The organism is Pandoraea sp. XY-2, assembly GCF_004193915.1.
In the GTDB taxonomy this organism is placed as follows: Bacteria; Pseudomonadota; Gammaproteobacteria; order Burkholderiales; family Burkholderiaceae; genus Pandoraea; species Pandoraea cepalis.
In genome coordinates, this window is sequence record NZ_CP030849.1 from 4573951 (window position 1) to 4598389 (window position 24439).

At 63.5% G+C, this 24439-nt stretch carries 23 protein-coding genes and 2 tRNA genes; 13 read left to right on the top strand and 12 right to left on the bottom strand.

The window, feature by feature from the left end:
- Positions 1 to 10: 10 nt before the first annotated feature.
- Positions 11 to 358 carry a 2Fe-2S iron-sulfur cluster-binding protein gene (locus DRB87_RS20675; protein WP_017234642.1) on the bottom strand — a complete coding sequence of 116 codons (348 nt, stop codon included), beginning with the start codon at positions 356 to 358 and terminating at the stop codon, positions 11 to 13.
- 173 nt (positions 359 to 531) lie between these two features.
- On the opposite strand from DRB87_RS20675, the gene DRB87_RS20680 reads away from it, so the two are divergent.
- The 3 genes from DRB87_RS20680 (at position 532) to DRB87_RS20690 (ending at position 2632) form a co-directional block, all read left to right on the top strand.
- Positions 532 to 912 carry a nucleotide pyrophosphohydrolase gene (locus DRB87_RS20680; protein WP_130027324.1) on the top strand — a complete coding sequence of 127 codons (381 nt, stop codon included), beginning with the start codon at positions 532 to 534 and terminating at the stop codon, positions 910 to 912.
- Between the two features lie 187 nt (positions 913 to 1099).
- Complete coding sequence (locus DRB87_RS20685; protein ID WP_130027326.1) at positions 1100 to 2212, top strand: metallophosphoesterase; 1113 nt, start codon at positions 1100 to 1102, stop codon at positions 2210 to 2212.
- Positions 2213 to 2335: 123 nt separating this feature from the next.
- Positions 2336 to 2632, top strand: coding sequence for an acylphosphatase (locus DRB87_RS20690; RefSeq protein ID WP_165385380.1), 297 nt, complete (start codon positions 2336 to 2338; stop codon positions 2630 to 2632).
- Between the two features lie 297 nt (positions 2633 to 2929).
- Here DRB87_RS20690 and infA read toward each other — a convergent pair whose 3' ends face one another.
- Positions 2930 to 3151: a translation initiation factor IF-1 gene (infA, locus tag DRB87_RS20695; RefSeq protein WP_017234638.1), complete on the bottom strand. Its 222-nt coding sequence runs from the start codon at positions 3149 to 3151 to the stop codon at positions 2930 to 2932.
- A 585-nt stretch (positions 3152 to 3736) separates the two neighbouring features.
- Between infA and DRB87_RS20700 the strand changes: the two genes are divergently transcribed.
- Both DRB87_RS20700 and DRB87_RS20705 read left to right on the top strand, forming a co-directional pair.
- Positions 3737 to 4213: a CBS domain-containing protein gene (locus DRB87_RS20700; RefSeq protein WP_130027330.1), complete on the top strand. Its 477-nt coding sequence runs from the start codon at positions 3737 to 3739 to the stop codon at positions 4211 to 4213.
- A gap of 469 nt (positions 4214 to 4682) precedes the next feature.
- Positions 4683 to 5237: a glycine zipper 2TM domain-containing protein gene (locus DRB87_RS20705; protein WP_130027332.1), complete on the top strand. Its 555-nt coding sequence runs from the start codon at positions 4683 to 4685 to the stop codon at positions 5235 to 5237.
- A 91-nt stretch (positions 5238 to 5328) separates the two neighbouring features.
- Here DRB87_RS20705 and DRB87_RS20710 read toward each other — a convergent pair whose 3' ends face one another.
- The 4 genes from DRB87_RS20710 to DRB87_RS20725 all read right to left on the bottom strand — a co-directional run bounded on the left by DRB87_RS20710 (position 5329) and on the right by DRB87_RS20725 (position 6599).
- Positions 5329 to 5832 (bottom strand): M48 family metallopeptidase, encoded by a 504-nt coding sequence (locus DRB87_RS20710; RefSeq protein ID WP_130027999.1) that lies wholly within the window; start codon positions 5830 to 5832, stop codon positions 5329 to 5331.
- A gap of 157 nt (positions 5833 to 5989) precedes the next feature.
- A complete protein-coding gene (locus DRB87_RS20715) occupies positions 5990 to 6208 on the bottom strand; it encodes a hypothetical protein (RefSeq protein WP_130027334.1) in 219 nt (72 codons plus the stop codon).
- 222 nt (positions 6209 to 6430) lie between these two features.
- Positions 6431 to 6506, bottom strand: a tRNA-Glu gene (locus DRB87_RS20720).
- A 17-nt stretch (positions 6507 to 6523) separates the two neighbouring features.
- Positions 6524 to 6599: transfer RNA gene (locus DRB87_RS20725), tRNA-Ala, on the bottom strand.
- A 189-nt stretch (positions 6600 to 6788) separates the two neighbouring features.
- Between DRB87_RS20725 and DRB87_RS20730 the strand changes: the two genes are divergently transcribed.
- Positions 6789 to 7253, top strand: a complete 465-nt coding sequence (locus DRB87_RS20730; protein WP_130027336.1) for a CreA family protein — start codon at positions 6789 to 6791, stop codon at positions 7251 to 7253.
- A gap of 31 nt (positions 7254 to 7284) precedes the next feature.
- Here the strand turns inward: DRB87_RS20730 and DRB87_RS20735 are convergent, their stop codons facing one another.
- Entirely contained in the window at positions 7285 to 9189 is a 1905-nt protein-coding gene (locus DRB87_RS20735) for a sigma-54-dependent Fis family transcriptional regulator (protein WP_130027338.1), read from the bottom strand.
- Between the two features lie 294 nt (positions 9190 to 9483).
- On the opposite strand from DRB87_RS20735, the gene DRB87_RS20740 reads away from it, so the two are divergent.
- Together DRB87_RS20740 and DRB87_RS20745 are read left to right on the top strand one after the other, a co-directional pair.
- Positions 9484 to 11004 (top strand): aldehyde dehydrogenase family protein, encoded by a 1521-nt coding sequence (locus tag DRB87_RS20740; RefSeq protein WP_130027340.1) that lies wholly within the window; start codon positions 9484 to 9486, stop codon positions 11002 to 11004.
- A gap of 249 nt (positions 11005 to 11253) precedes the next feature.
- Positions 11254 to 11934, top strand: coding sequence for a TetR family transcriptional regulator (locus tag DRB87_RS20745; RefSeq protein WP_130027342.1), 681 nt, complete (start codon positions 11254 to 11256; stop codon positions 11932 to 11934).
- Between the two features lie 159 nt (positions 11935 to 12093).
- Here DRB87_RS20745 and DRB87_RS20750 read toward each other — a convergent pair whose 3' ends face one another.
- From DRB87_RS20750 to aroQ, 3 genes are read right to left on the bottom strand one after another with little or no spacing between them, the layout of a single operon-like run.
- Positions 12094 to 13446 (bottom strand): MFS transporter, encoded by a 1353-nt coding sequence (locus DRB87_RS20750; protein WP_240756087.1) that lies wholly within the window; start codon positions 13444 to 13446, stop codon positions 12094 to 12096.
- A gap of 22 nt (positions 13447 to 13468) precedes the next feature.
- A complete protein-coding gene (locus tag DRB87_RS20755; protein WP_130027344.1) occupies positions 13469 to 14344 on the bottom strand; it encodes a shikimate dehydrogenase in 876 nt (291 codons plus the stop codon).
- 2 nt (positions 14345 to 14346) lie between these two features.
- The gene (aroQ, locus tag DRB87_RS20760; protein WP_130027346.1) at positions 14347 to 14808 is read right to left on the bottom strand and encodes a type II 3-dehydroquinate dehydratase; all 462 of its coding nucleotides are present in this window, start codon (positions 14806 to 14808) and stop codon (positions 14347 to 14349) included.
- Between the two features lie 320 nt (positions 14809 to 15128).
- Between aroQ and DRB87_RS20765 the strand changes: the two genes are divergently transcribed.
- Positions 15129 to 17018, top strand: a complete 1890-nt coding sequence (locus DRB87_RS20765; RefSeq protein WP_130027348.1) for a bifunctional sugar phosphate isomerase/epimerase/4-hydroxyphenylpyruvate dioxygenase family protein — start codon at positions 15129 to 15131, stop codon at positions 17016 to 17018.
- Between the two features lie 74 nt (positions 17019 to 17092).
- Complete coding sequence (locus tag DRB87_RS20770; protein ID WP_130027350.1) at positions 17093 to 18271, top strand: porin; 1179 nt, start codon at positions 17093 to 17095, stop codon at positions 18269 to 18271.
- Between the two features lie 109 nt (positions 18272 to 18380).
- Here DRB87_RS20770 and DRB87_RS20775 read toward each other — a convergent pair whose 3' ends face one another.
- Positions 18381 to 19880 carry a sigma-54-dependent Fis family transcriptional regulator gene (locus tag DRB87_RS20775; protein ID WP_130027351.1) on the bottom strand — a complete coding sequence of 500 codons (1500 nt, stop codon included), beginning with the start codon at positions 19878 to 19880 and terminating at the stop codon, positions 18381 to 18383.
- Between the two features lie 335 nt (positions 19881 to 20215).
- On the opposite strand from DRB87_RS20775, the gene DRB87_RS20780 reads away from it, so the two are divergent.
- The 3 genes from DRB87_RS20780 to DRB87_RS20790 all read left to right on the top strand — a co-directional run bounded on the left by DRB87_RS20780 (position 20216) and on the right by DRB87_RS20790 (position 22949).
- The gene (locus DRB87_RS20780) at positions 20216 to 21616 is read left to right on the top strand and encodes a GntP family permease (protein ID WP_130027353.1); all 1401 of its coding nucleotides are present in this window, start codon (positions 20216 to 20218) and stop codon (positions 21614 to 21616) included.
- A gap of 12 nt (positions 21617 to 21628) precedes the next feature.
- On the top strand, positions 21629 to 22405 hold the full coding sequence (locus DRB87_RS20785; protein ID WP_130027355.1) for a 3-hydroxybutyrate dehydrogenase: 777 nt from the start codon (positions 21629 to 21631) through the stop codon (positions 22403 to 22405).
- A 127-nt stretch (positions 22406 to 22532) separates the two neighbouring features.
- Positions 22533 to 22949, top strand: a complete 417-nt coding sequence (locus tag DRB87_RS20790) for a cupin domain-containing protein (protein WP_240756088.1) — start codon at positions 22533 to 22535, stop codon at positions 22947 to 22949.
- 9 nt (positions 22950 to 22958) lie between these two features.
- Here the strand turns inward: DRB87_RS20790 and DRB87_RS20795 are convergent, their stop codons facing one another.
- Positions 22959 to 24119 carry a methyl-accepting chemotaxis protein gene (locus DRB87_RS20795; protein ID WP_130027359.1) on the bottom strand — a complete coding sequence of 387 codons (1161 nt, stop codon included), beginning with the start codon at positions 24117 to 24119 and terminating at the stop codon, positions 22959 to 22961.
- Positions 24120 to 24439 lie beyond the last annotated feature (320 nt).

A 24439-nucleotide genomic window follows, 5' to 3' on the forward strand; every position in this document is an offset into this window, starting at 1 on the left:
AGCGCCAAGTTTAACAAAGCGTGGCGTCGGGCGCGTCGATGACGAGGTCGGCGCGGGCATAGGCGCAGCACGGCAACAGCCATCCGTCGGTTTTCTCCTCGCGCGACAGCCCGGGCCACGCGATGCGGTAAGCCACCGGGGCGGGCTCGCCACCGGTTTGGGCCCGGCACAGACAGGCGCGGCAGGTACCGTTGCGGCACAGGCTCGGCAGCTTGATGCCGGCGGATTGCGCCGCGAGCAGGATCGGCGTGTCGGCCGGGGCGTCGAAGTGCCAGCCCGACGGCACGAGCGTGACGCGGCAGGAGACCGGCTCGGGCTTTGCGTCGGATGGCGCGGGGTCGGGCGTGAAACGGTCCAAGGGCGGCGAGCTCGGGAGCGACAGGGGCAGGAACGAGGAGGGTGCACGGCGCATCCAGCGCCAACGCGCTACCATACTCCGTTCCCGCAGCTTTTTGTCGCGTTTCCCAGTCCGCCGTCGGCCCGCCGGCTGACAGGGGGTCGCCTCCCGACCTTCTCCGAACTTCGCACCCCATGACCGCTGCTCTGAACGAAGCTTCTGCACAAGGCAACGCCGACGCCCCTCATGCGCGTCTCATCGAGACGGCCGGACTGGAAACCGCCCTGCAGGCGTTCGCGGATGCGCGACACTGGCAGCAGTACCACACGCCCAAAAACCTCGCGATGGCGTTGTCCGTTGAAGTGGCGGAACTGGTCGAAATCTTCCAGTGGCAAACCGACGCCGAAGCCCAGGCCGTCATGCAGACGACCGAGGCCCGACACGTCGAGCAGGAACTGGCCGATATCGCCATGTATCTCGTGCGATTGTCGTCGGTCCTTGGTGTCGACCTGAACCGCGCCGTGGCAGACAAGCTCGTCATGAACGCGCAGAAATACCCCGCACCGCCTGCGTAATTCGTCTGCCGCCCTTGCGATTGCGCCGCGCGCCCCGATAGTGAGCTCGTCCGCCCCCGAATTTCGAACAGACAACGCCATGTCACCCTCCCCACACGCTTCAACCGCATCCCGCCCCTCGCCAGACGCCGCCCACGCGCACGGCAAATCGCCACGGCGCACCCTGCCCGCGCGTCCGCGCTGGTTGATGCTCGCGCTCATCGCGCTGTTGCATGCCTACATCGGCTGGCGTTTGCTTACGCCGTTACCGGTCGCCGTCGGCTGGAAGGTGGTGGGCGGACTGTGGCTCGCCGCCTCGGTCGCGCTCATTCCGCTCGGCCTGATGAGCCGCGCGATCCAACGGGAGCCGCTCGCGACGCTGCTGACCTGGACCGGCATGACGGCCATCGGCATCTTCTCGACACTGTTCGTGCTCACAGTGCTGCGCGACGTCGTGCTCGGCGTGGCGATGCTCATCTCGGCACTCGACGCGCAGCTCGTCGTCCGCTCGGCGGTGATCGTGCTGATGCTCACCGCCATCGCCACGTTGCTGGGCTTCTACAATGCACGACGCCTCGCGCGCGTGGTCGACGTGGACGTCCCCATCGCCAACCTGCCGCCCGAACTCCACGGATTCACGATCGTGCAGTTGAGCGACATTCACGTGAGTTCCACGATTCGCCGCAGCTATATCGAGGCCATCGTCGAGGCCGCCAACGACCTCTCGCCCGACCTCATCGCCATTACCGGCGACCTGGTCGACGGTGGGGTGCCCGCCTTGCGCGAGCATATCGCACCGCTCGCGCAGCTTACCTCGCGCCACGGCACCTACGTGTGTACCGGCAACCACGAGTACTACTCGGGTGCGCCGGCCTGGGTCGAAGAATTGCGGCGCATCGGCCTGACGGTGCTCGAAAACGAGCACGTGGTGCTCGCTCACGAAGGCGCGTCGCTTACCGTGGCGGGCGTGACCGACTTCACCGCGCACCATTTCGACCCGGAAAAGTCGAGCGACCCGCTCGCGGCCGTGGCCGGAGCCCCCGAAGGTGTGCCGCGTGTGTTGCTCGCGCATCAGCCACGCAGCGCGCCGGCGGCGCGCGAAGCCGGCTTCGACCTGCAACTCTCGGGACACACGCACGGCGGGCAGTTCTGGCCGTGGATGTACTTCGTGCCGCTGCAACAACCTTACGTGCATGGCCTGCACCGGCTCGGCCGGCTGGCCATCTATGTCAGTCGGGGCACGGGCTACTGGGGGCCGCCCAAGCGCTTCGGCGCCCCGTCGGAGATCACGCGTCTGCGGCTGGTCACGGGCAAGGACTGAGCCGCGAGGGCGCGCGCACGGACAACCGGGCCGGCAAGCGTCAAACGATGGCGCTACAATCGCGGCTTCCCTGAAGGCTCGTCTTTCGAATCCCTGTCGTCGCTTTTTCCGCTGCTCGCCGCCATGAAGTCACTCTCGCCCAGTTCCACGCTAGAAACCGTTGCCGTGCGTTTGCGCGGCAAGATTCAAGGCGTGGGGTACCGGCAGGCGGCCGTGCGCGAAGGGCACCTGATTGGCGTGCGCGGTTGGGTGCAGGCAATGCCCGAGGGCGACATTCTCGCGCTGGTGCAAGGCACGCCCGATCAAGTCGACAAAATGCTCGAATGGATGCGGCACGGCCCACCTGGCGCGCGCGTGACGGCTTTCGAAAGCGAAGTGGAATACACGGGTCGCCGGTTCGATCGCTTCGAACAACTCTGACGGCACGACACCCGCGCCCCGCCGACCTCGCCTACGCCTCGCCGTCGAGACTCGCTGACGTCGGGCGGGCGCGAATGGCAGCCGCTCGGGCAGCACGTTCTGCGAGCAATACGGGGACTATCCGGGGATCGACTCGGGAGGGGAAATCCGAAGGGGAATGCGGAGGGAAACGCGAGGGGAAATTCGGCAGAAAATGCGAAGTGACGGGCAGCGACCGACCCTCGGGTCGCCGCGCATCGCTTCCGTACGCGTCAAGGCGATGCCTGCGACGCGCAAAAGCCAGACGTTTTCGCTGACTTAATTCTTGTGACGATAGTTGATGCGGCCCTTGCTCAGGTCATAGGGCGACATTTCCAGCGTCACGCGGTCACCCGCGAGAATGCGGATGCGGTTCTTCTGCATACGGCCGCTCGCATATGCCATCACTACCACGCCGTTTTCGAGCGTGACGCGAAAGCGATTGTCCGGCAATACATCCGAAACGTGTCCGCTGAATTCGATCAGTTCTTCCTTGGCCAATATCGTGTCCTCTTGAGGGTGCCGCTCGCGAGAGCGCAGCACCGATGTTACTGAAGGTTCGTTCGCCAATACCGTCGCCGCACCCTGGCGGTGACCGGGTGCACATCGAACGCCAAAAGGAGCCTACCCGGTGGACTGGCCATGACAGCATGGCGGTGCACCGAAACGCGGCGATGGTTCGAAGGAGCAAGGCACATTGCGGCAGTGCCACAATGACGAGCAGTGTGTGTCGGGAGGGCGAAGACCGTGGGGTCTGCGCCATCGGCACAGCGAGTGATCCGGCTCGCAAGACATGGCTGTCAGCGACGCCGATAAAGCTTTTCGCGATCGTCAGGCGATGATCGACGAATTTTCGCCGATCCCGCTAGGATACGCCTTTCTACGTTGCTCGTGGGAAAAAAATGGCATTCGGGCAGCAACCTGGAGGGCTCTGGCCACCGCTGGGTGGCGCAATGCACAAAAGCGGCGGGGCGTGGCGCCCGCGCGGGTCTGCCGCGCCCTGATTCACTCGGGGACAACGCGAGCATGACGCGCGGCCCGCCCTCAACTATGCTGTAAGTACCCGCAGCCCGCAGGAGGATGACCATGAAAACAGTCGCTCAGATCCTGAAGTCCAAATCGGTCGACACGGTGTACAAGGTGCGCCCGTCCGATTCGGTACTCGATGCCTTGACCCTGATGGCCGAAGCACGCATCGGGGCGGTGCTGGTCAGCGAAGACGGTCGCACGATCATCGGCATCTTCACCGAGCGCGATTACGCGCGAAAAGTCGCCCTCATGGGGCGCACCTCGGTCAATACCCCGGTGCGCGACGTCATGACCTCAGCCGTGCGTTACGTCGGCCCGGAGCAGACCAACGACGAATGCATGTCGCTGATGACGGAACATCGCATTCGTCACCTGCCTGTCATGAAAGACGGCGAACTGATCGGCCTGCTTTCCATCGGCGACCTGGTCAAGGCCATCATCACGGAACAGCAGTTCACCATCGACCAGTTGGAGAATTACATCATGGGCGGTGGCGCCGCGCTGGCGGGCCGCACACCCTCGCGGCCGAGCTGACCCGACGATCACGGCAGCGCAATCAGGGATATGGCGCCTCATTCGAGGCGCTTTTTTCGGGTCGCGCCTCAAAATGTCGTCCCCCGCCCACTCACGGGCAGGCCGACGGCATCGTCGCCTCGGCGGTCAGGCGCGGCCGCTCTCCGATGGATGGTGACCTCAAACACCGTTCAAATCGCAAATCGTTAGTAAGCCCCCACTTTTCATGAAGCATTGACAGAGCATGCCCTCATGCCTCGCCTGGCAAGACGATAATCGATGGGCGCCCCGAAAGGGCGACAATGCGCCTGGAACCGTCGTCGCGGTACGCAGCACGCCATTACAAACGCTTACCTTTTCTTACAGCACAAAGGTCTGCGGAACCCTACATTCCGCGTCGTGGTCGCAATAGACTCACCACAGGGTGCGCAGTGTCACCGCGAACGTCGGTGATGGCGCATTTACCTCACGCTCACGAGGACGAACCAAAATGAACATCAAAACACTTACGGGAATCAGCGCGGCACTGGCCGCCCTCATGTTGGCCGGTTGCGTTGCCCCGGGACAGCAGTACGGGTACCAACAAGGCGGCTATCAACAGGGATACCAGCAGGGGGGCTACCAGCAACCGGGGTATCAACAGGGCTATCAGCAGCAACCGGGCTACCAACAAGGCTATCAGCAGCCGCAACAGCAGCAGATTCCGGGGGCAATGTATGGCCGTGTCGAATCGATCGAGCAAGTGAACGGCGACAATAACAGCCCGAACATTCTCGGCACGGTACTCGGCGGCGCGGCGGGCGGCCTGCTCGGCAATACGATGGGCGGCGGGCGTGGGCGCACTGCGACCACCATCGGCGGTGCGTTGATCGGCGCCATCGCGGGAAATCGCATCGAGAACAACATGGGTCAACCGAACGTGCTGTACCGCATCACCGTACGCCTGGACGACGGTCGCGTCGCGACCGTGACGCAAGCGCCGCCGCTGCGCGTTCAGCAGGGTCAGCGGGCTGCCGTCGCGAACGATACGGTGTATCCGTACTGATCGCTCGCGCGTCACGGCAAACGCGGTCCCCAAAAACAACGCCCGCCGGTGTCATGCCGGCGGGCGTTGTCGTTTGGCCCGCACGCACGGGTCAATCGGCTGCGGGCGCGGCCGCCTCGATCTCGCGCCGAACGAGGAACAGCCGCGTATCGAATTCGAGTTGACGGTACCGGGGCTCCATAAACTCGCACAAGCGGTAGAAGGCCTTGTTGTGGTCGCTTTCCTTGAGGTGCGCGAGTTCGTGTACGACGATCATGCGCAAAAACTCGGGCGGAGCTTCGCGGAACAACGAGGCGACCCGAATCTCCTTCTTGGCCTTGAGCTTGCCACCCTGCACCCGCGAGATCGCCGTATGCAGGCCCAGCGCGTGATGCACGACATCGATTTTGGCGTCGTAGGCCACCTTGTGGATGGGCGGAGCGCTGCGCAGGTAATCCTGTTTGATCTGCGCCGTGAATTCATACAGCGCGCGGTCCGTCTGCACGGTGTGGCGCTCGGGGTAGCGCCGGTCAAGATGTGCGGCCAGTTGGCCCGCCTCGACCAGTTCTCGCACTTGCGCAAGCACGCCCGCGGGATAGGCGGCGATGAAGCGCATCGGATCCTTCGGCGCGGGACGCCACGGCGTGAGCACGGCGGTCATGGATGATGCACTCGGCCGAACCGGGCCACCTCAGCGGCCCGCCCAGCGAATACCCGGGCGAACGGCGCGCGCACGCAAGTCCACGCCGCGCTTACGAGCGCGAGCGCAGCGCTCAATGGTGATGGTGATGCGACCATAGCGGGTCCATCGAGTCGACGAACGACGCCACCGCGCTTTTGTCGCCGGTGGCATGACGCATCAACTGACCGCACTTGCACCAGCCCTGATACGGCGTGATGTGCGAACACGCGGTCGTCTTCTGCAGATACAACGTGACCGGCTTGGCGCACTTCGTGCACTTGAACTTGAGAGTGAGGGCAGGTTTGCTCATGAGGAATTCAGCACGGCGCGCGCGTCAACATGCCGTGCGCAAAGCCGTCATTGTACCGGCAACGCTCACTGCCTTGCCGACACCGGCCCCCGCCGCCTGACGCGGGCAGGCCGTAAACGCAAGAAGCCGGATGTCGTGAAAGACAGCCGGCTTCATGATGCGACTTGCCGAATCTGACGCCGGCCGGCTTCGATGTGTCGATGTCACACCGCGGCCCTAAGATGGCGTCCCCTAGGGGATTCGAACCCCTGTACTCACCGTGAAAGGGTGATGTCCTAGGCCTCTAGACGAAGGGGACGTAAACCTTCATTCGTTTGGTGGAGGTAAGCGGGATCGAACCGCTGACCTCTTGCATGCCATGCAAGCGCTCTCCCAGCTGAGCTATACCCCCGCGCGAAGAGGCGTGACTATAGCGTATTTGATCGCGGCCGGCAACTGCTCGCCCCTGGCGCGGTGAGCGTCCTGGCGGGATGTTGAAGATCGCGCGACGCGAGTAGAATCGGCCGCACGGCGCCCGTCTCGGGCGACGCGTGGCGGATGCGGACGCAGCCGCCGTAGACTCCTGACGGAAGACATCCCCATGAAGAAAGCCGCCGCCCTGGCGCTGATGGTCGCCACGAGTTGGGCGCATGCCGAGAAGATCGGCGACGTCGATACCGCGTTCAAGCTCGTAGGACCTGACCACAAGATTGTCGTCGATGCCTATGACGACCCGAAAGTGCACGGCGTGACCTGCTACGTGTCGCGCGCAAAAACCGGTGGTCTAAAGGGACTGGTAGGGCTTGCGGAAGACAAGGCGGAAGCCTCGATTGCCTGTCGTGCGGTCGGGTCGGTGTCGTTCGAAGGGCCACTGCCCAAGAAGGAAGAAGTCTTTTCGGAAGGCCTGTCTCCGCTCTTCAAGAAGCTGCGCATCGTGCGCATGGTCGACAAGACGCGCAACACACTCGTCTATCTCACCTACTCCGACAAGCTCATCGACGGCTCCCCGCAGAACAGCGTGACCGCCGTTCCCGTGGATCGAGCAACGCCGATCCCGATGAAGTGAATGCCCCCGCTCGGCGGCTGCTCGACCGGTGTTATCCGCGCAGCAGGCCGAATCGCTTCAACTTTCGATAAAGCGTATTCCGACTCACGCCGAGCTTGCGCGCCGCGGCACTGACCTGCCCCTGACAGGCGTCAAGTGTCGTGCGCAACGCCTGACGTTCCGCCGCTTCCAGGGGCGCCTCCGCCAGCGGGTCGATCGGGGGAAGCCCCGGTGCGTCGCGCAATGCGTCCGGCAGGTCGTCCAGCGTGATGACGCCACGCTCGCTGAGCGCGACCAGCGTCCGAATCACGCTGCGCATCTGACGCACATTGCCGGGCCACGGATACGCGCACAGCCGATCCCGTGCGGCGTCCGTCAGGCCGATGGGGCCTTGAGGGCAGGCCTGCGCCAGCAGCGTATGCATCACGTCGACTTTGTCGTCGCGCTCGCGCAGCGACGGCACGCGGACCTCGAGGCCGCTCAACCGATAGAAAAGATCTTCGCGGAACTGCCGCTCGGCAATCCGTTCGGACAGATCTCGGTGCGTTGCACTGAGTACGCGAATGTCGAGCGGCACCGGTTCGCCACCGCCGAGCGGCGACACCCTGCGGTCTTCGAGCACGCGCAGCAAACGGGTTTGCATGGCGAACGGCATATCGCCGATTTCGTCGAGAAACAGCGTGCCGCCGTTGGCTTGCCATAGCTTTCCGGCCATCCCTTCCTTGCGCGCCCCGGTGAAGCTGCCGCCCACGTAGCCGAACAGTTCGCTCTCGATCAGCGACTCCGGAATCGCCGCGCAATTCAACGCCACGAACGGCCCGCTGGCACGCGCGCTTGCGGCATGCACGGCGCGCGCGAAGACTTCCTTGCCGCTGCCGGTCTCACCGCGAATCAGCACCGGCACGTCATGCGCGAAAACGCGGCACGCGCGCGAAAACTCACGCGCCAGCACCGGGTCGGAAAACGGTTCGACCGCCGCCTCATGCGGCACGCTCACCGCACGCGTTGCCCGGCGCGCCGCACGCAATGGCGAACGCACCATCGCCACGAGCGCCTCGCCCGTGTGTGTCCGAATCGGCCAGCATGCACTCGGCGCCGGATGCGCTTGCGCGAGCATGGCGTCGAGCGCCTGCGCGAACCATCGATCCACGCGCGTGCCCACCAGCGCGTCGCGCGTCGCGCCGAGGCGATTCAGTGCGCTCTGATTGGCAGCGAGAATATGGCCGGTGTCGTCGAAAGCAAGCAACGCCTGCGCGAAGTCACCCAAATGGTCGCCGGGTTCCTGCAACTGCAACAGCCACTCGTCGCGATAGTGCTGAAAAAAATAGTCGCGCTCCACGACCTTGGCCGACAGATTCACGAGCGCCAGCGTATGAAACTGGCTTTGCCGGGTCTCATCGGCGCTCGTCGACGAGACATCGATCACGGCAAGCAAGTCCCCCTGCGGCGCGAAGACAGGACTTGCGGTACAGGTGAGCGGCGTGTGCAGCGCGCGGAAGTGATCTTGCTGACAGATGATGACGGGCGCACGCTCGACCACGCAGGTGCCGATGCCGTTGGTCCCTTCGCACGACTCGCTCCAGTCGGCGCCCGGCCACAGGCCTGCGCGATGGAAGTCGTCGCGCGTATCGTCGTGCAGCCGGGAGTCGACGATCACGCCGTCAGGGGCCGTGAGCAGCACGGCCTGGCGCGGATTCATCAACTGACGCTGTAAACGCTCGAGCACCGGCATGGAGACATGGCACAGCCGCTCCATCGCGCTGCGCCGCTCACATAGTTGCGACGACGCCAACACCCGCGGCGTCATGCGCGCCCCCGGATCGAGCGCGTAGGTGTCGAGACATCGGCGCCATGAACTCGCGATGTTCGGGTCCGTCGCGGTCGCGACGGACGACAGGTGACCTTGTACGACATCCAGCACACGACGCGCGTGCGCGGATTCTGTCTTGGCTGGCATTGGTCGTCTCCCCCGTGCCGGATGATCTCGTAGTCGTTCCCGAAGCATGTCCCATGCCGGAGGCGATTGCAATGCGGTATGTCAATCGATGGCCATTGGGCGATTGCCTGTCATGAGGATGAGACAACCGTGTCATGGCACGAGACAACCCTGTCTCGGATTCGGCACACATCCCCCGTTGTCGAACCGGCGTCTGGCCCGTGAATCGGCGACCGGCCCCGGGTGGCCCGCGACTTGCTTATTGCCCTGTGTGGCCACCGCGCCACCGACACGACAATTATCCGGAGACACACCATGCGATACGCCCCGCCCGGCACCCCCGGTGCCCTGCTGACTTTGCAGACGCGCTATGAGAACCACATCGGCGGCAAGTTCGTTCCGCCCGTGGAAGGCCGTTATTTCACCAACACATCGCCCGTCACCGGCGGTGTTATCGGAGAGTTCCCACGCTCCAACGGGGCGGATATCGAGCTGGCGCTCGATGCGGCACACGCGGCGGCGCCCAAATGGGGAAAGACATCGGTGCAGGCGCGTTCGCGCATTCTGTTGCAGATTGCCGACCGGCTCGAAGCGCATCTCGAACGGTTCGCCGTGGCGGAGACATGGGACAACGGCAAGCCGGTGCGCGAAACGCTCGCGGCGGATCTGCCGCTGGCGATCGATCACTTCCGCTACTTCGCCGGTTGCATTCGCGCGCAGGAGGGCACCGCCGCCGAGATCGACGAGCACACGGCCGCGTATCACTTTCATGAGCCGTTGGGTGTCGTCGGCCAGATCATCCCCTGGAATTTCCCACTGTTGATGGCCGCATGGAAGCTCGCGCCGGCGCTCGCGGCCGGAAACTGCGTGGTGCTCAAGCCTGCCGAGCAGACGCCGCTCTCGATCACGCTGTTCGCCGAGCTGGTTGGCGATCTGCTGCCGCCCGGCGTGCTCAACGTCGTGCAAGGCTTCGGCAAGGAAGCCGGCGAAGCGCTGGCGACGAGCCGTCGCATCGCGAAAATCGCGTTCACCGGGTCGACGCCGGTCGGTGGCCACATTCTGTCGATGGCGGCGGCCAACCTGATCCCGAGCACCGTCGAGCTGGGCGGCAAGTCGCCGAACATCTTCTTCGACGACATCATGCACGGCGAGCCGGCGTTCATCGAGAAGGCGGCCGAAGGTCTCGTGCTGGGCTTCCTGAATCAGGGCGAGGTGTGCACGTGTCCATCGCGGGCACTCGTGCAGGAATCGATCTACGAGCCCTTCATGGAAGTGGTGATGGCGCGGGTGGCGCGCATCAAGCGCGGCGATCCGCTCGATACCGAAACGGCCGTCGGCGCGCAGGCGTCGCAGCAGCAGTACGACAAGATCCTCACGTATCTCGATCTCGCCCGCAAGGAGGGTGCACAGGTGTTGACGGGCGGGGGCATCGAGTCGCTGGGCGGTCCGCTGGCGTCGGGCTTTTACATTCAGCCGACGTTGCTCAAGGGCGATAACCGCATGCGCGTGTTCCAGGAAGAGATCTTCGGCCCGGTCGTTGGGGTGACCACGTTCCGGGATGAAGCGGAAGCGTTGGCGATTGCGAACGACACCGAGTTCGGTTTGGGCGCCGGGGTATGGACACGCGACATCAATCGCGCGTATCGCATGGGCCGCGGCATTCAGGCCGGACGCGTGTGGACCAACTGCTACCACCTCTATCCGGCGCACGCCGCATTCGGCGGGTACAAGAAGTCCGGCATCGGCCGCGAGACGCACAAGATGATGCTCGATCACTATCAACAGACGAAGAATCTGCTGGTCAGCTACGACGTCAATCCACTTGGCTTCTTCTGAGCCACTATGCGGTTCGCCGCCGACGTGACAACGGGGCGAAACGCACCGCGCCACGGCAGTGAACTTGTGGTGTGGCGCATGGCGCGCTGACGCGCGCGCCATGCGCCGAACAGGCGCGGCCGGCCGAGATCGAAGCGCCGCCGCGCCGGGCGCTCAACGGCTTGCGGGTATCGAGCGCGCAGGCGTCGCGGGGCGTTGGCCGAAATTGTTGCGTGCTAACATTCTCATTTTCGTTGCCAGCCAATAGCTATGAAGCGCGCGGTGAAATCTGAGAACCAGGGGTCTGTCGCGGCGGCGCCCGCCGCCGAAGGCCGGCGCAAGTACGACGCCGAACAGACCAAGCAGAACATTCTGGATATCGCGACGCACGAGTTTTCCACGATGGGTCTGTCGGGCGCGCGCGTCGATGCGATCGCCGAGCGCACGCACACGACCAAGCGCATGATCTATTACTACTTCGAGAGCAAGGAGAAGCTGTATGAAGCCGTGCTCGAGAAGGTGTACAGCGACATCCGCGTACTCGAGCAGGCACTGAACGTCGATGCCATGGATCCCGCCGAGGGCATGCGCACACTGGTCGAGTTCGCGTTTGATTACCACGACAAGCATCGCGACTTTGTGCGCCTCGTGGCCATCGAGAACATTCATCAGGCGAAGTACGTCGAGCAACTCAAGACGTTCAAGAACCGCAACGCCACCATCATCAACACGCTGGAATCGTTGCTCGCGCGCGGCACCGCGTCCGGCGAGTTTCGTGCGGGCATCGACGCGGTCGACCTGCACCTCATCATCAGCTCGTTCTGCTTCCATCGCATTTCGAACCGCTACACATGGGCGGCGGCCTTCGGGCGAGACCCGTCTCACGCGCGCTTGCGCACGCAGCATCGCGACACGCTCGTCGACGTCGTGCAGCGTTACGTCGCCGCCTGAGCGGTGGCATCGCGCTCGTACGGCTGATTGCCCCGCCATCGCGCGAATCGCACGACGCCAATTGCGCACTCGCTCGATTCGATCCGTGGTCGAAGACATGCGAAACGCCCCGGACGCCTTGACGGCGTGCCGGGGCGTTTCATTGGCGTGCCACGTCGATCAGCTTGCCAGATCGATCCGCTTGATATCCCCCACCACGAAGATGTAGGACAGCGCGCCGATGATCGCGATGGCGCCGATGAGCGTGAGTGCCCAGACGAACGATCCGGTTGCGGCGACGATGAAGCCGATCACGAGCGGCGTCACGATACCGGCGAGGTTCGCCGCGAAGTTGAAGATGCCGCCGGTCAGGCCCAGCAGGTGCTTCGGCGCGATGTCCGAGACCAGCGTCCAGCCCAGCGCCGCCATGCCTTGCGCGAAGAACGCTACGGACAGAATCGCGATGACGACGGCATTGTTGTCGACATAGTTCGCCGCCACGATGCTCGATGCGCCCAGCAACCCTGCGATGATCGGCAGCTTGCGGGCCACGTTGGCCGAGAGGCCGCGACGCAGCAACCAGTCGGACAGCGAGCCGCCGAACATCACACCCACCGATGCCGCGATGAACGGCAGGATGGCGAAGAAGCCGATTTTGAGCCAGCCCATGTGACGCTCGGTCGCCAGGTACGTCGGGAACCAGGTGAGGAAGAACACGAGCGTCGAGTTGCCCGCGAACTGGCCGATACAGATGCCAAGCAACTGGCGGCGACGAATCAACTGACCGACCGTCTTCCAACTGAACGGCTGCCGCTCGACGGCAACCGCCGGTGTGCCCGCTTCATCGCCGCGAATGTAGGCCAGCTCGGCAGCGTTGGCCCCCGGGTGATCCTGCGGTTCACGGTAGAAGCGCCACCACACCAGCCCGAACAACACCCCCGCCACGCCGACCGTGATGAACAGCACGCGCCAGCCGAAGGCGCCCGTGATGGCGAAGAGCACCGGCGAGAAGAACGCCAGGCCGATGTATTCGCCAACGGTATAGGTGCCGGTCGCCATCGCGCGCTCGGTCTGCGGGAACCATGTGGCAACAACGCGGCTGTTGACCGGGAAGCAAGGCGCTTCGACCAGCCCCAGTCCAAGCCGGCAGGTGATCAGCCCCGACAGCCCGGTGACGAGGCCATGCGCGAGCGTGCAGATCGACCAGAGCGTCATCGCCAGGTAATACGTAATCTTGCTGCCGAAGCGGTCGAGGAACATGCCGCCCGGTACCTGCGCGAGCACATAACTCCACGAGAACATCGAGAACACGATGCCCATGACGGCGGCCGACAGCCCCAGCTCCTTGGTCAATTGCGGTGCGGCAACGCCCAGCACCGTGCGATCGAGGTAATTGATCATGGTGCCGATCGCCAGCAGCGCGAGAATCTTGTAGCGCGCGTTGGTTCGTTTCGTACCGGCCGCCACGTTCGGGCCGCCCTTCGCTCGTGCTTCTACGCCTTGAGATCCGGCGCTTTGTGATGGGTAAGACATGTCTCCTCCTTGGGAAAGGGTATCAGCTCGACAGCAGACTTCGGAAGTGATTGAGCATTCGATCGGGATCCGGTGCCATCCGCGTAAAGATCTCGTAGGCATCCACCGCCTGGAAGACGGCCATGCCGCCGCCGTTGAGCGTGCGGCAGCCCAGCGACCGGGCGGTACGGATCAGTTCGGTTTCCAGCGGGAAATACACAATGTCGGCCACCCACATCGCGGCGCGCAGCGACGTCGCCGGAATCGGCATGCCCGGTAGCTTGGTCATGCCGGTGGGGGTCGCGTGGATCACGCCGTCGGCCGCGTCCAGCGCCTGCGCAATGCTGGTGACGGCCAGCACGCGTGCCTGCGGGAAGCGCGCCGCGAGATCCCGCGCAAGATGGTCGGCCTTCGCGGCATCGACGTCGAACACGCGCAGTTCCTGCGTGCCAAGCTTCATGGCGGCATGACCGACGGCGCAGCCCGCGCCACCGGCGCCGATCAGCGCCACGCGCGCCATCGCCACGTCGCCCGGCATGCCTTCGCGGAATGCACGGTAGAAGCCCGACCAGTCGGTGTTGTGGCCGATCCGACGCCCGCCGCGCAACACCACGGTGTTCACGGCACCGAGCGCTTTCGCGTCTTCTGACAACGCGTCGAGTTGCGCGATGATGGCCTGCTTGTACGGGTACGTGACGTTGAAGCCGTCGTAGCCCGCCGCCTCCAGCGCCTTCACCGTGGCCGGCAGGTCCGCGGCGCCGCGCCCGAGTTCCGCCATATCGATACGGCGATAGACATACGACACGCCCATGCGGCGCGCCTCCTCCTCATGCATGGCCGGGGACATCGAGGCGCCGATGCCGTCGCCGATGAGGCCGATGAGCCACGACTTCGGCTCGACTCGCAGATCGTTCTTCATGCTCACTCCGTCGCGTCGCCCAGCAGCTTGGCCAGGTAGCGCAGGCCATACTCGTAACCGTCGGAACCCGCGCCGCAGATCACGCAGCGCGCCACGGCGGACACATAGGAATGATGGCGAAACGCCTCGCGCTGGTGCACGTTCGAGAGATGCACCTCCACGACAGGCAGATCGGACGCACGCAACGCATCGCCAATGGCGACCGACGTATGCGTGTAGGCGGCGGGGTTGATCACAATGCCGTGCGCTTCGACACGAGCCTGATGAATCCAGTCGATGATCTGATGCTCGGCGTTGGATTGATGGAAACGAATGTCCATGCCCAGTGCGTCGCCCACGCGACGGCATTTCTCCTCGATATCGGCAAGCGTCTCCGAGCCGTAGATGGTCGGCTCGCGCGTGCCCAGCAGGTTCAGATTCGGCCCGTTCAGCACCCATACCGACGGCCTCGTTCGATTCGACATCCCTTCACTCCTCTTCACGTTACCTGCTGGCGCGACACCCTCCCGGACTCAGGGGAGGGTCGGGGCGGGTCGCCACTCGGCGGCACGGCACCGATTCACGCTCATCAGGCCACCGATTCTGAGAACAAAAACGTCGGGCGTCATCTGGGGTTAACTATAATTTTAACCATCTAGTTAGTTACTATAATTTGCACAACAACCGTTATGGCACTTGAATTACTTTTAGTTATGTCTGATCTAACTGGTGCGTATAACCAGTCATCGATCGTCGAATCACGTAGCTTTCAGCCCCGCCATGGGGCGACCGGATCGCACCGCGCATGAAGACATCCATTGCCACCGTATCGCTGTCGGGCATGCTTCCGAGCAAGCTGACGGCCATTGCCGCCGCCGGCTTCGACGGCTTCGAACTGTTCGAGAACGATCTGCTGTACTTCGACGGCGCACCCAGGACGGTGCGCTCGATGGCCACCGATCTCGGGCTGGCGATTTTTCTGTATCAGCCGTTTCGCGATTTCGAAGGCGTGTCGCCGGCCCAGTTGGATCAGAACCTCGAGCGGGCGCGGCGCAAGTTCGACGTGATGCACGCGCTCGGAGTCGACACGATGCTGGTGTGCAGCAATGTGTCGCCGAACGTGATTCGGGACGATCGCCTGGCGATCGATCAGCTGGGCGCACTCGCGGAGCTCGCCCGTCAGGCTGGCGTCGTCATTGCCTACGAGGCGCTCGCCTGGGGCGCCCACGTCAACTCATATCGCCACGCGTGGCAGTACGTGAAGGCGGTGAACAGCCCGCACCTCGGGCTCGGGCTGGACAGCTTCCATACGCTGTCCATCGGCGACGACCTCGCCGACCTGGCATCGATCCCCGGCGAGAAGCTGGCCTTCCTGCAGGTCGCCGACGCGCCGCTGCGCAAGATGGACGTGCTCGAATGGAGCCGCCATTACCGGTGCTTCCCCGGTCAGGGCGACCTCGATGTGACGCGCTTCGTCGCCACCGCGTTGGCGGCAGGCTATCGGGGTCCGCTGTCGCTGGAGATTTTCAATGACGGCTTCCGGGCCGCCCCGGCCGAGTCGACCGCCAAGGATGGCATTCGCTCGCTGCGCTATCTCGAATCCCAAGTGCGCGATGTGCTGGTCGACGACAAGGCGACGCGCGGACTCGACACGCTGACGAGCCTGCCCCCGGCCCCGGCGGCCATCGACCTTCAGTTCCTGGAATTTGCGGTGGATGCGAACGCGCGCGCCACGCTCACGACGTGGCTCGAAAAGCTCGGCTTCCTGCGCATGGGCCGCCATCGTTCCAAGGATGTCACGCTGTTTCAGCACGGCCGCGCGTCCATCATTCTCAACGCCGAGTCCGATTCGTTCGCCAGCGCGTTCTTCATGCACCACGGCGTATCGCTGTGCGCATCGGCCTTTCGCGTGCCGTCGGCGCACGACGCCGTGACGCGTGCGACGCAAGTCGGCTACGCGCGCTTCGAAGGACGCGTGGGGCCTAACGAGCGCAATGTGCCCGCTGTGCTCGCACCGGACCAGAGCCTGTTCTATCTCGTCGACGAGTTGCCCAATGCGCCGACACTGTTCGAGTCCGACTTCCACCTCACGGACATCGACGGGCCGACCCAGACCGGGCCGATCACGGCGGTCGATCACGTTGCGCTGTCGGTGCCGGGGGGTTCGCTCGAACGTTGGGCGCTGTTCTTCCGGTCGGTGTTCGGATTCCAGGCGGAGCACAGCGTCGTGTTGCACGATCCTTACGGGCAGATTCAGAGCCAGGCGATCCGCAGCCATGACGGGTCGGTGCGCATCGTGCTCAACGCGTCGGTCGATCCTCGCACGATCCACTCGGAGACGATTTCGGCCTACAAGGGCTCCGGGCTGAACCACGTGGCGTTCCGCACCGACGACATCGCCATGGCGGTTCGCCGACTGGAAGGCGACGGCGTGCCGATCCTGCGAATTCCGCAAAGCTATTACAACGACATTGCCGCGCGCTTCGGACTGAACGAGGCGTTCGTCGACACCCTGCGCAAGCACAACATTCTCTACGACCGCGACGCGAGCGGCGGCGAGTTCCTGCACGCCTATACGGCGCAGGTCGATCACCGCTTCTTCTTCGAACTGGTCGAGCGGCGCGGCGGCTATGACGGCTACGGCGCACCCAATGCGTCCGTGCGGTTGGCCGCGCAGTCGGCAGTGCGTAGCTGAGCGCGGCGTCGCGCAATCACTGGGTTCCAGAAAAACAAGCACCACCCACGTCAATCACCAAGAAGGAGACACACATGAGGAATGCACGTCAGTGCAGGCGCGCGGTCGCACTAGCGGCCGGGATAACGATTGCCGGCTCGGCCGCCGCGCAATCGAACGTCACGCTTTACGGGATGGTCGACAGCGCGATCACCTACGTGAACAACCAGAACGGCGCGTCGAACGTCTATCTGCGGCAGGGCAATCTTTATGCGTCGAAGTGGGGCCTGCGCGGACGCGAGGATCTGGGAGGCGGCACCGCGGCCATCTTCGACGTTCAGGCCGGCTTCGACCTGAACACGGGCGCGGCCGCGAGCACCGGTCAGTTGTTCAATCGTCAGGCATTCGTCGGCCTGCAGGACAACACGTTCGGCACGGCGACGATCGGTCGCCAATACACCCCGTACTACCAGTTCGTCGGCCCGCTCACGGGCAGCAACCTGCTGACGGGCGCCACCGGCGCGCATCCGGGCGATATCGACGGCCTCGACACGACGATCCGCATCAACAACGCGCTTGTCTACACGACGCCGACGTATGCGGGCCTGCAAGCCAGCGTGATGTATGCGTTCGGCGGCCAGGCGGGCAGCACCGGCAAGGGCAGCACGATCAGCGCGGCCTTGCGTTACGACAATGGACCGGTGTCCGTCGGTGCGGGGTATTTGCGCCTGAACAATGCGGCCACGACGACCGGGTTCGACAGTGCGTCGACGGGGTCGTTCGGCACGTCCGTGTTGAACCAGGGATATGTCAGCGCGCGGGCGTTGGAGCAGTGGGCGGCGGCAGGCAACTATTCGTTCGGCAACTTCGTTCTCGGCGCGAATATCTCGCACGTGACGTATCTGCCGGGCAGCCGCTCGATCTTCACCGACTCGGCGATCTTCAATACGGTCGGCGTACTGGGCGTGTACAAGCTCACGCCGGCCTTCGACGTCGGCGCGGGCTATTCGTACACCGCCGCGACGAGTGCGAACGGCGTGACCGACAGCGCGCGTTATCATCAGTTTTCGCTGCGCGAGTACTACCGCTTGTCGAAGCGCACGGTGCTGTATGCGCTTCAGGCCTATCAGCACGCGAGCGGGCAGACGCTGGGCAAGAACGGCGCGGGGAACATCATCGCCGCATCGCCGGCCGTCGGCGACTCGCAGAACTTGACCGGGTCGAGCACGTCCGGCCAGTTCGTCGGCATGCTGGGCATGGCCGTCATTTTCTGATCGTATTGCAACGTCCCCTGCGATACGTTGGAAACAGCCCCGCCGGCATCAATGCCGGCGGGGCTTTCACACGTTCCGACATCGAACGATCGTCGTTCGGCTGGCGCGGCTACGCGCCGATCTCAAGGAGTGCCATCTTTTTATACAATGTGGCACGCCCGATACCCAATCGCGCGGCAGCCTCCGCGACCCGCCCGCCTGCGGCACGCAACGCGTCGATCAACAGTTGACGCTCGAACGCTTTCATCGCCTCGTCGTATCGCGGCACCTCCGCCGCGCCCAGGTCGCCGCTCGTCTGACCGACCGTCTCCGCATCCGCCGCCCCGTCGGTATCGCTTTGCGCGCCGACGCCGTCGCCAATGAAGCGAGCCAATGAACGCGCGTCGATGCGACCGCTCTCCGAGAGCAATGCCACGCGCTCGAGCGTGTTGTGCAATTCACGCACATTCCCCGGCCAGCGATAGGCCCTGAGTCGCCCGATGGCGTCTTCGTTCAATTCCAGATGCCCCGCATCGCGGCGCGAACTCAATTTATCCAGAATCGCATAGGACATGGCCTCGATGTCCGACGCACGCTCGCGCAGCGGCGGAACCCGAATCATCAACACGTTGAGGCGATAGTACAGATCGGCCCGGAACTTCCCTTGCGCGACCAGATTCGGCAAATCCGCCGACGTGGCGGCGATGATGCGCACGTCCGTCTGGACGACACGGTTCGACCCTATCGGCTCGAATTCCCGCTCCTGCAAGACTCGCAATAGTTTGCCTTGCAGCGATAACGGCATGTCGCCGATTTCGTCAAGGAAGAGCGTTCCGCCATGCGCCAGTTCAAACTTGCCCGTTCGGCCTTTTCGGTCCGCCCCGGTATAGGCACCGGCCGCGGCGCCGAAGAACTCCACTTCGAGCAGTGCATCGGGAATCGCGGCGACATTGACCGTGACCAGCGGTTTGTCTGCGCGCATGGATTCGCCATGAATCGCATGGGCCAGCAACTCCTTGCCGGTCCCGGTTTCCCCGAGCAGCAACACCGGCGAATCGAGCTGTGCGGCGCGACGCCCGAGGCGCTTGGTCTCCAGGCTTGCCGCACTGGTGCCGACAAAACTCGAAAAGCTGTATTTCGCCCGCCGCGCCTGCGCCAACGACTGGCGCGTCGCAAGGAGCTCCGACTGCAGTCGCGAGTATTTGCTGAACATCGGCGTCAGCGCCTTCAGTTCGTCGAATAACGCAAATCCCACCGCGCCAATGGTTCCACCGCGCGAATCCCGAATCGGAAGCCGCGTGACCACCAGCGGCTCCTGCCCGGTCTCAAGAATATCGAGCAGGATTGGCCGGCCCGTCGCCACAACTTCGCGCATCAGGCTATTGGGAATCACGGTTTCGCAATCCAGACCGATCACTTCATCGGGATTGGTGAATCCGAAGCGAGCGGCGTAACTGCGATTGATCCAGACAATCCGCGCATCGCTGTCGACGACCACGGTGCCCTCGCTGGAATTGTCCAGCGTCTCGAACAGCGACTGCATGGCGTGCTTGCGAACGAATCCGTAATCGGAAAGCAAGCCTCTCGCCTTGCCTAGCGTGACGGTGTCCGGCGTTTTGTCATCAGTCATCTCGAAATCGCTATTTGTCCATATTTCGAGACGATTATTCCACAAACTGAGACACCAGCACCATCAGTGAAAACGCCCTTCCGATACTGATTTTTCGGAAATTTCGGCCATCGCAGCCCGAGCAACGCTCGCCGTCCGTCTCAAAATCGAGACAATCCGCCCTCCTCCTACCGCGCCTCGCTGTTCGTTTCGTTGGTCACTGCGGGGCAAGAACTGCCGAAGTCCTTCCCGATCAAGGACTTAAGCAGCGAGGGCACGGTTATTGCATAAGCGGCTGCCGGTCGTAAGAACTTCAGCCTGCACAACCACGTGCAGGCAAACATACCGGAGACAAAATGTCGTTTCTCATCGTGCTCGCCGCATTGGCGTTTCTGATGTTTGTTGCGTATCGCGGCTATAGCGTGATTCTTTTTGCGCCGATCGCGGCGCTGGGCGCTGTGCTGCTGATCCAGCCCGACGCCGTTGCGCCCGTCTTTTCCGGCATCTTCATGGAAAAGCTGGTCGGTTTCGTCAAGCTCTACCTGCCGGTATTCCTGCTCGGGGCCGTATTCGGCAAGGTCATCGAACTGTCCGGTTTCTCCGAGTCCATTGTTGCCGCTGCGATCAAGTACATTGGCCGCACACGGGCAAACGCCGTGATCGTCGCGGTGTGTGCGCTGCTCACCTATGGCGGCGTCTCCTTGTTCGTGGTGGTATTTGCCGTCTATCCGTTTGCCGCGGAACTCTACCGACAGAGCAACATCCCCAAGCGCCTGATGCCCGGTGCGATTGCGCTGGGGGCATTCAGCTTCACGATGGATTCACTGCCGGGCACGCCGCAGATCCAGAACATCATCCCGACCACGTTCTTCAAGACCACGGCCTGGGCAGCGCCGGTGCTGGGGGTTGCCGGGGCGGTCTTCATCATCGTGGTGGGCCTGAGCTACCTCGAGTGGCGTCGCCGCGTTGCCGCGGCCAACGGCGAAGGCTACGGCGATTCGCTGCACAACGAGCCCGAGCGCGTGAACACGGAGAACCTGCCCAATCCCATTCTGGCCATTACGCCGTTGGTCCTGGTGGGTGTGGTCAATTACGCGCTCACGAAGGCGATTCCGCATTGGTATGGCGATAGCTTTGCCGTGACCCCGGACGTCCTTCCCGGCATTCATGCCCCGCTGACGATATCGATCAAAGGCGTGGTGGCGATCTGGGCTGTCGAAGGCGCGCTGCTCACCGGCATTCTGCTCGTGCTGCTGACGGCCTTCGGCAAGGTTCGCCACCGCTTCGCGAACGGCACCAAAGCCGCCGTGTCCGGCGCCTTGCTCGCCACGCTCAATACGGCGTCCGAGTATGGATTCGGGGGCGTTATTGCCGCACTGCCCGGCTTCCTGGTGGTCGCCAATGCGCTCAAGGGAATTCCCAACCCGCTCGTGAACGCGGCGGTGTCCGTCTCGACGCTCGCGGGGATTACGGGCTCGGCCTCCGGCGGCATGAGCATTGCGCTCGCGGCCATGTCCGACACGTTCATCAAGGCAGCGCAAACGATGCACATCCCGCTCGAAGTGCTGCATCGCGTGGTGGCGATGGCCAGCGGCGGCATGGACACGCTGCCGCACAACGGCGCCGTGATCACCCTGCTCGCCGTCACCGGACTGACGCATCGCGAATCGTATCGGGACATCTTCGCGGTGACGTGCATCAAGACAATGGCCGTGTTCTTCGTGATCGCGCTCTATTACACGACTGGATTGGTGTGAACGATGGATTCCATGACGACGCTGAACGGTAAAACCGCGCTTGTCACTGGCTCGACCAGCGGCATTGGCCTCGGTATCGCACGGGTACTGGCACACGCCGGCGCCAACCTCATCCTCAACGGCTTCGGCGATGTGGATGCCGCGGTCTCGACGATCGCATCGGAGGGCGCCGAGGTCATGCACCATCCGGCCGACATGCGTAGCGCCGAAGCGATCGAAGCCATGTTCGCTGCGGCGCAGGATCGCTTCGGTACCGTGGACATTCTCGTCAACAATGCCGGCATTCAGCACGTGGCGCCCATTGAGACGTTCGACCTCGGCAAATGGAACGACATCATCGCCATCAACCTGAGCTCGGCGTTCCACACGACCCGCCACGCGTTGCCTGGCATGCGTGCGCGCGATTGGGGCCGCATCATCAATATTGCGTCGGTGCACGGCCTTGTTGGCTCGGCGGGCAAGTCGGCCTATGTGGCCGCAAAGCACGGATTGGTGGGGCTGACGAAAGTCACGGCGCTGGAAACCGCGCGCACGGGTGTGACATGCAATGCCATCTGCCCGGGCTTCGTGTTGACGCCGCTGGTGCAAAAGCAGATCGACGATCTGGCGCAGCGCGACGGCCTTTCTCCCGACGACGCGCGCGCTCGTCTGTTAGGGGAAAAGCAGCCGTCCGGCCAATTCGTGTCGCCCGAGGCGCTTGGCAACCTTGCCTTGATGCTTTGTTCGCCGCTGGCGTCTGAGGTGCGCGGCGCCACATGGGCCGCGGATGGTGGCTGGACCGCGCAATAGGATTGGCCGGTGGTACGGGCCCTCGCAGACCGAGAGGCGCGACGGGCCCACGTGCTGTGACGTGAGTGCAAAGCACGGCGACTTCGTATTCCCAACCCGCAGTTTTCATTGATTTGTCATCGACATCATGAACAGCAACGAAAGCCAGTTTTCCCACGTCAAGCCGGGCGACACCGCATTTGTGAGCGGCGGTCTGCGCGACTTCTTCATGTATCGCGACCTCGGCATTGCCGACGCCACCGGCGGCAAAGTCATCGCGCATCTGGTTCGCGCCAATCAGGCGCCCGAGGCGGGTACGGGGTGGCATATCCACGGTGCCGATTTCCATATCGTCTACATGCTCAAAGGCTGGGCCAAGTTCATGTATGAAGACAAGGAAACGCTCGTGGAAGCAGGCGACTGCGTGCATCAACGCCCTGGCATCCGCCACTTCCTTTTCGACTATTCGCCGGATATGGAATACCTGGAAGTGGTGGGCCCGGCGGAGTTCACCAGCGTAGGCGTTGAGGGGCCGTGCGCGGTGCCCGCACCGGCGAAATGGTGACGTTCGCGGCTATGCGGCGATGGCAACCGCGAGGTGCGCTGACTCGGTAATCTTGAATGACGAGACCGCGGTTTTCAGCTTGGCCGCCTGGTCTTCGAGCGAGTGGGTCGCCGCGGCCGCCTGCTCGACCAGCGCGGCGTTCTGCTGCGTCACCTGGTCCATCTGCGTCACGGCCTGGCTGACCTGTTCGATGCCACGGCTTTGCTCGTCCGACGCCCCGGCGATTTCGCCGACGATTTCCGTCACCCGCTTGATTGCGCTCTTGATCTCGTCCATCGCGGCGCTGACTTCGACGGCCTGTTGCGAGCCATCCTGAATCGTGGCGACCGACGAGGAAATCAAGTCCTTGATTTCCTTTGCCGCGGACGCCGATCGCTGGGCCAGACTGCGCACCTCACTGGCCACCACCGCGAAGCCACGTCCCTGCTCGCCAGCCCGCGCCGCTTCCACGGCAGCATTCAGCGCGAGGATATTCGTTTGGAACGCAATCCCCTCGATCACGCTCGTGATTTCGGAAATCTTGTTCGAGCTGCCGTTGATTCGCTCGATGGTGGCCACCATGGTTTGCACCGCGTTGCTACCGGTACCGGCGATGTCCGTGGCGTTCGTAGCCAGTACGTTCGCCTGGCGTGCATTGTCGGCGTTCTGCTTCACCGTCTCGGTCAGTTGCGTCATGCTGGCGGCGGTCTGCTCCAACGACGCGGCCTGTTCTTCCGTGCGCGCGGAAAGGTCGAGATTTCCGGCCGCGATTTCGCGCGTCGCGGTGGCGACCGATTCAGTCGAAACATTCACGGCGGACACGGTCGCTTCGACACGACGCATCAGCTTGTCGAACGCCACGGCGGCGCGGCCGAACTCGTCCATGCGCGGGCTGGATGAGCGCGTTGACAGGTCAAGGGAGACCGCGATGTCCTCGAATTTTTTGCCCATGCGGTTCAACCCGCCGCACACAACACGGTTCAGATGCACACCGCAATAGATCGCGACGGCACCGCCCATCGACGCCACGGCGATCAGGCTGGTCAGCGACAGGCGGTATGACGACGCCGCATTCGCGTCGAGGCCCCAGAGCGAGGTGAGCGCCACCAGCCCAACGACCAACATCAGGGTTGCCCAGGCGCCGAAGGCAAGCATCAACTTGAATCGGATCGTGAAGACAAATCGCTGCACTTCTCTTCCTTCATGAGTGGCGACGCGGCAGCACCATGAAACGTACCGCCAAGGGAGGCCATACGACACAGGCTGATGCTTTTCGACGTGCTGTCGCGCGCTTGTTTTACCGGAATGCAGGGGTTCGGCCTTCAGATCAGTCCATACCGGCCTGATATTTCGGGACGCGATCAAGGCATTGACCCTTGCACTTGCTGTTTACGGCCGGGATGCAAGATCTTGCATACGCGTTTACCCGAAAACCCTGTCGAAGGTCGAGTGCGGGCATGGACACAACAGGGACGTTGGCCGAAACCATCCGCGTCGTTCCTGCACTGGAG

Excerpts from the sequence above, each read along its gene's own strand:
- DRB87_RS20680 (WP_130027324.1), top strand. The coding sequence starts at position 532 with ATGACCGCTGCTCTGAACGAAGCTTCTGCACAAGGCAACGCCGACGCC.
- DRB87_RS20685 (WP_130027326.1), top strand. The coding sequence starts at position 1,100 with ATGCTCGCGCTCATCGCGCTGTTGCATGCCTACATCGGCTGGCGTTTG.
- DRB87_RS20690 (WP_165385380.1), top strand. The coding sequence starts at position 2,336 with ATGAAGTCACTCTCGCCCAGTTCCACGCTAGAAACCGTTGCCGTGCGT.
- DRB87_RS20700 (WP_130027330.1), top strand. The coding sequence starts at position 3,737 with ATGAAAACAGTCGCTCAGATCCTGAAGTCCAAATCGGTCGACACGGTG.
- DRB87_RS20705 (WP_130027332.1), top strand. The coding sequence starts at position 4,683 with ATGAACATCAAAACACTTACGGGAATCAGCGCGGCACTGGCCGCCCTC.
- DRB87_RS20710 (WP_130027999.1), bottom strand. The coding sequence starts at position 5,832 with ATGCGCTTCATCGCCGCCTATCCCGCGGGCGTGCTTGCGCAAGTGCGA.
- DRB87_RS20715 (WP_130027334.1), bottom strand. The coding sequence starts at position 6,208 with ATGAGCAAACCTGCCCTCACTCTCAAGTTCAAGTGCACGAAGTGCGCC.
- DRB87_RS20730 (WP_130027336.1), top strand. The coding sequence starts at position 6,789 with ATGAAGAAAGCCGCCGCCCTGGCGCTGATGGTCGCCACGAGTTGGGCG.
- DRB87_RS20735 (WP_130027338.1), bottom strand. The coding sequence starts at position 9,189 with ATGCCAGCCAAGACAGAATCCGCGCACGCGCGTCGTGTGCTGGATGTC.
- DRB87_RS20740 (WP_130027340.1), top strand. The coding sequence starts at position 9,484 with ATGCGATACGCCCCGCCCGGCACCCCCGGTGCCCTGCTGACTTTGCAG.
- DRB87_RS20745 (WP_130027342.1), top strand. The coding sequence starts at position 11,254 with ATGAAGCGCGCGGTGAAATCTGAGAACCAGGGGTCTGTCGCGGCGGCG.
- DRB87_RS20750 (WP_240756087.1), bottom strand. The coding sequence starts at position 13,446 with ATGTCTTACCCATCACAAAGCGCCGGATCTCAAGGCGTAGAAGCACGA.
- DRB87_RS20755 (WP_130027344.1), bottom strand. The coding sequence starts at position 14,344 with ATGAAGAACGATCTGCGAGTCGAGCCGAAGTCGTGGCTCATCGGCCTC.
- aroQ (WP_130027346.1), bottom strand. The coding sequence starts at position 14,808 with ATGTCGAATCGAACGAGGCCGTCGGTATGGGTGCTGAACGGGCCGAAT.
- DRB87_RS20765 (WP_130027348.1), top strand. The coding sequence starts at position 15,129 with ATGAAGACATCCATTGCCACCGTATCGCTGTCGGGCATGCTTCCGAGC.
- DRB87_RS20770 (WP_130027350.1), top strand. The coding sequence starts at position 17,093 with ATGAGGAATGCACGTCAGTGCAGGCGCGCGGTCGCACTAGCGGCCGGG.
- DRB87_RS20775 (WP_130027351.1), bottom strand. The coding sequence starts at position 19,880 with ATGACTGATGACAAAACGCCGGACACCGTCACGCTAGGCAAGGCGAGA.
- DRB87_RS20780 (WP_130027353.1), top strand. The coding sequence starts at position 20,216 with ATGTCGTTTCTCATCGTGCTCGCCGCATTGGCGTTTCTGATGTTTGTT.
- DRB87_RS20785 (WP_130027355.1), top strand. The coding sequence starts at position 21,629 with ATGACGACGCTGAACGGTAAAACCGCGCTTGTCACTGGCTCGACCAGC.
- DRB87_RS20790 (WP_240756088.1), top strand. The coding sequence starts at position 22,533 with ATGAACAGCAACGAAAGCCAGTTTTCCCACGTCAAGCCGGGCGACACC.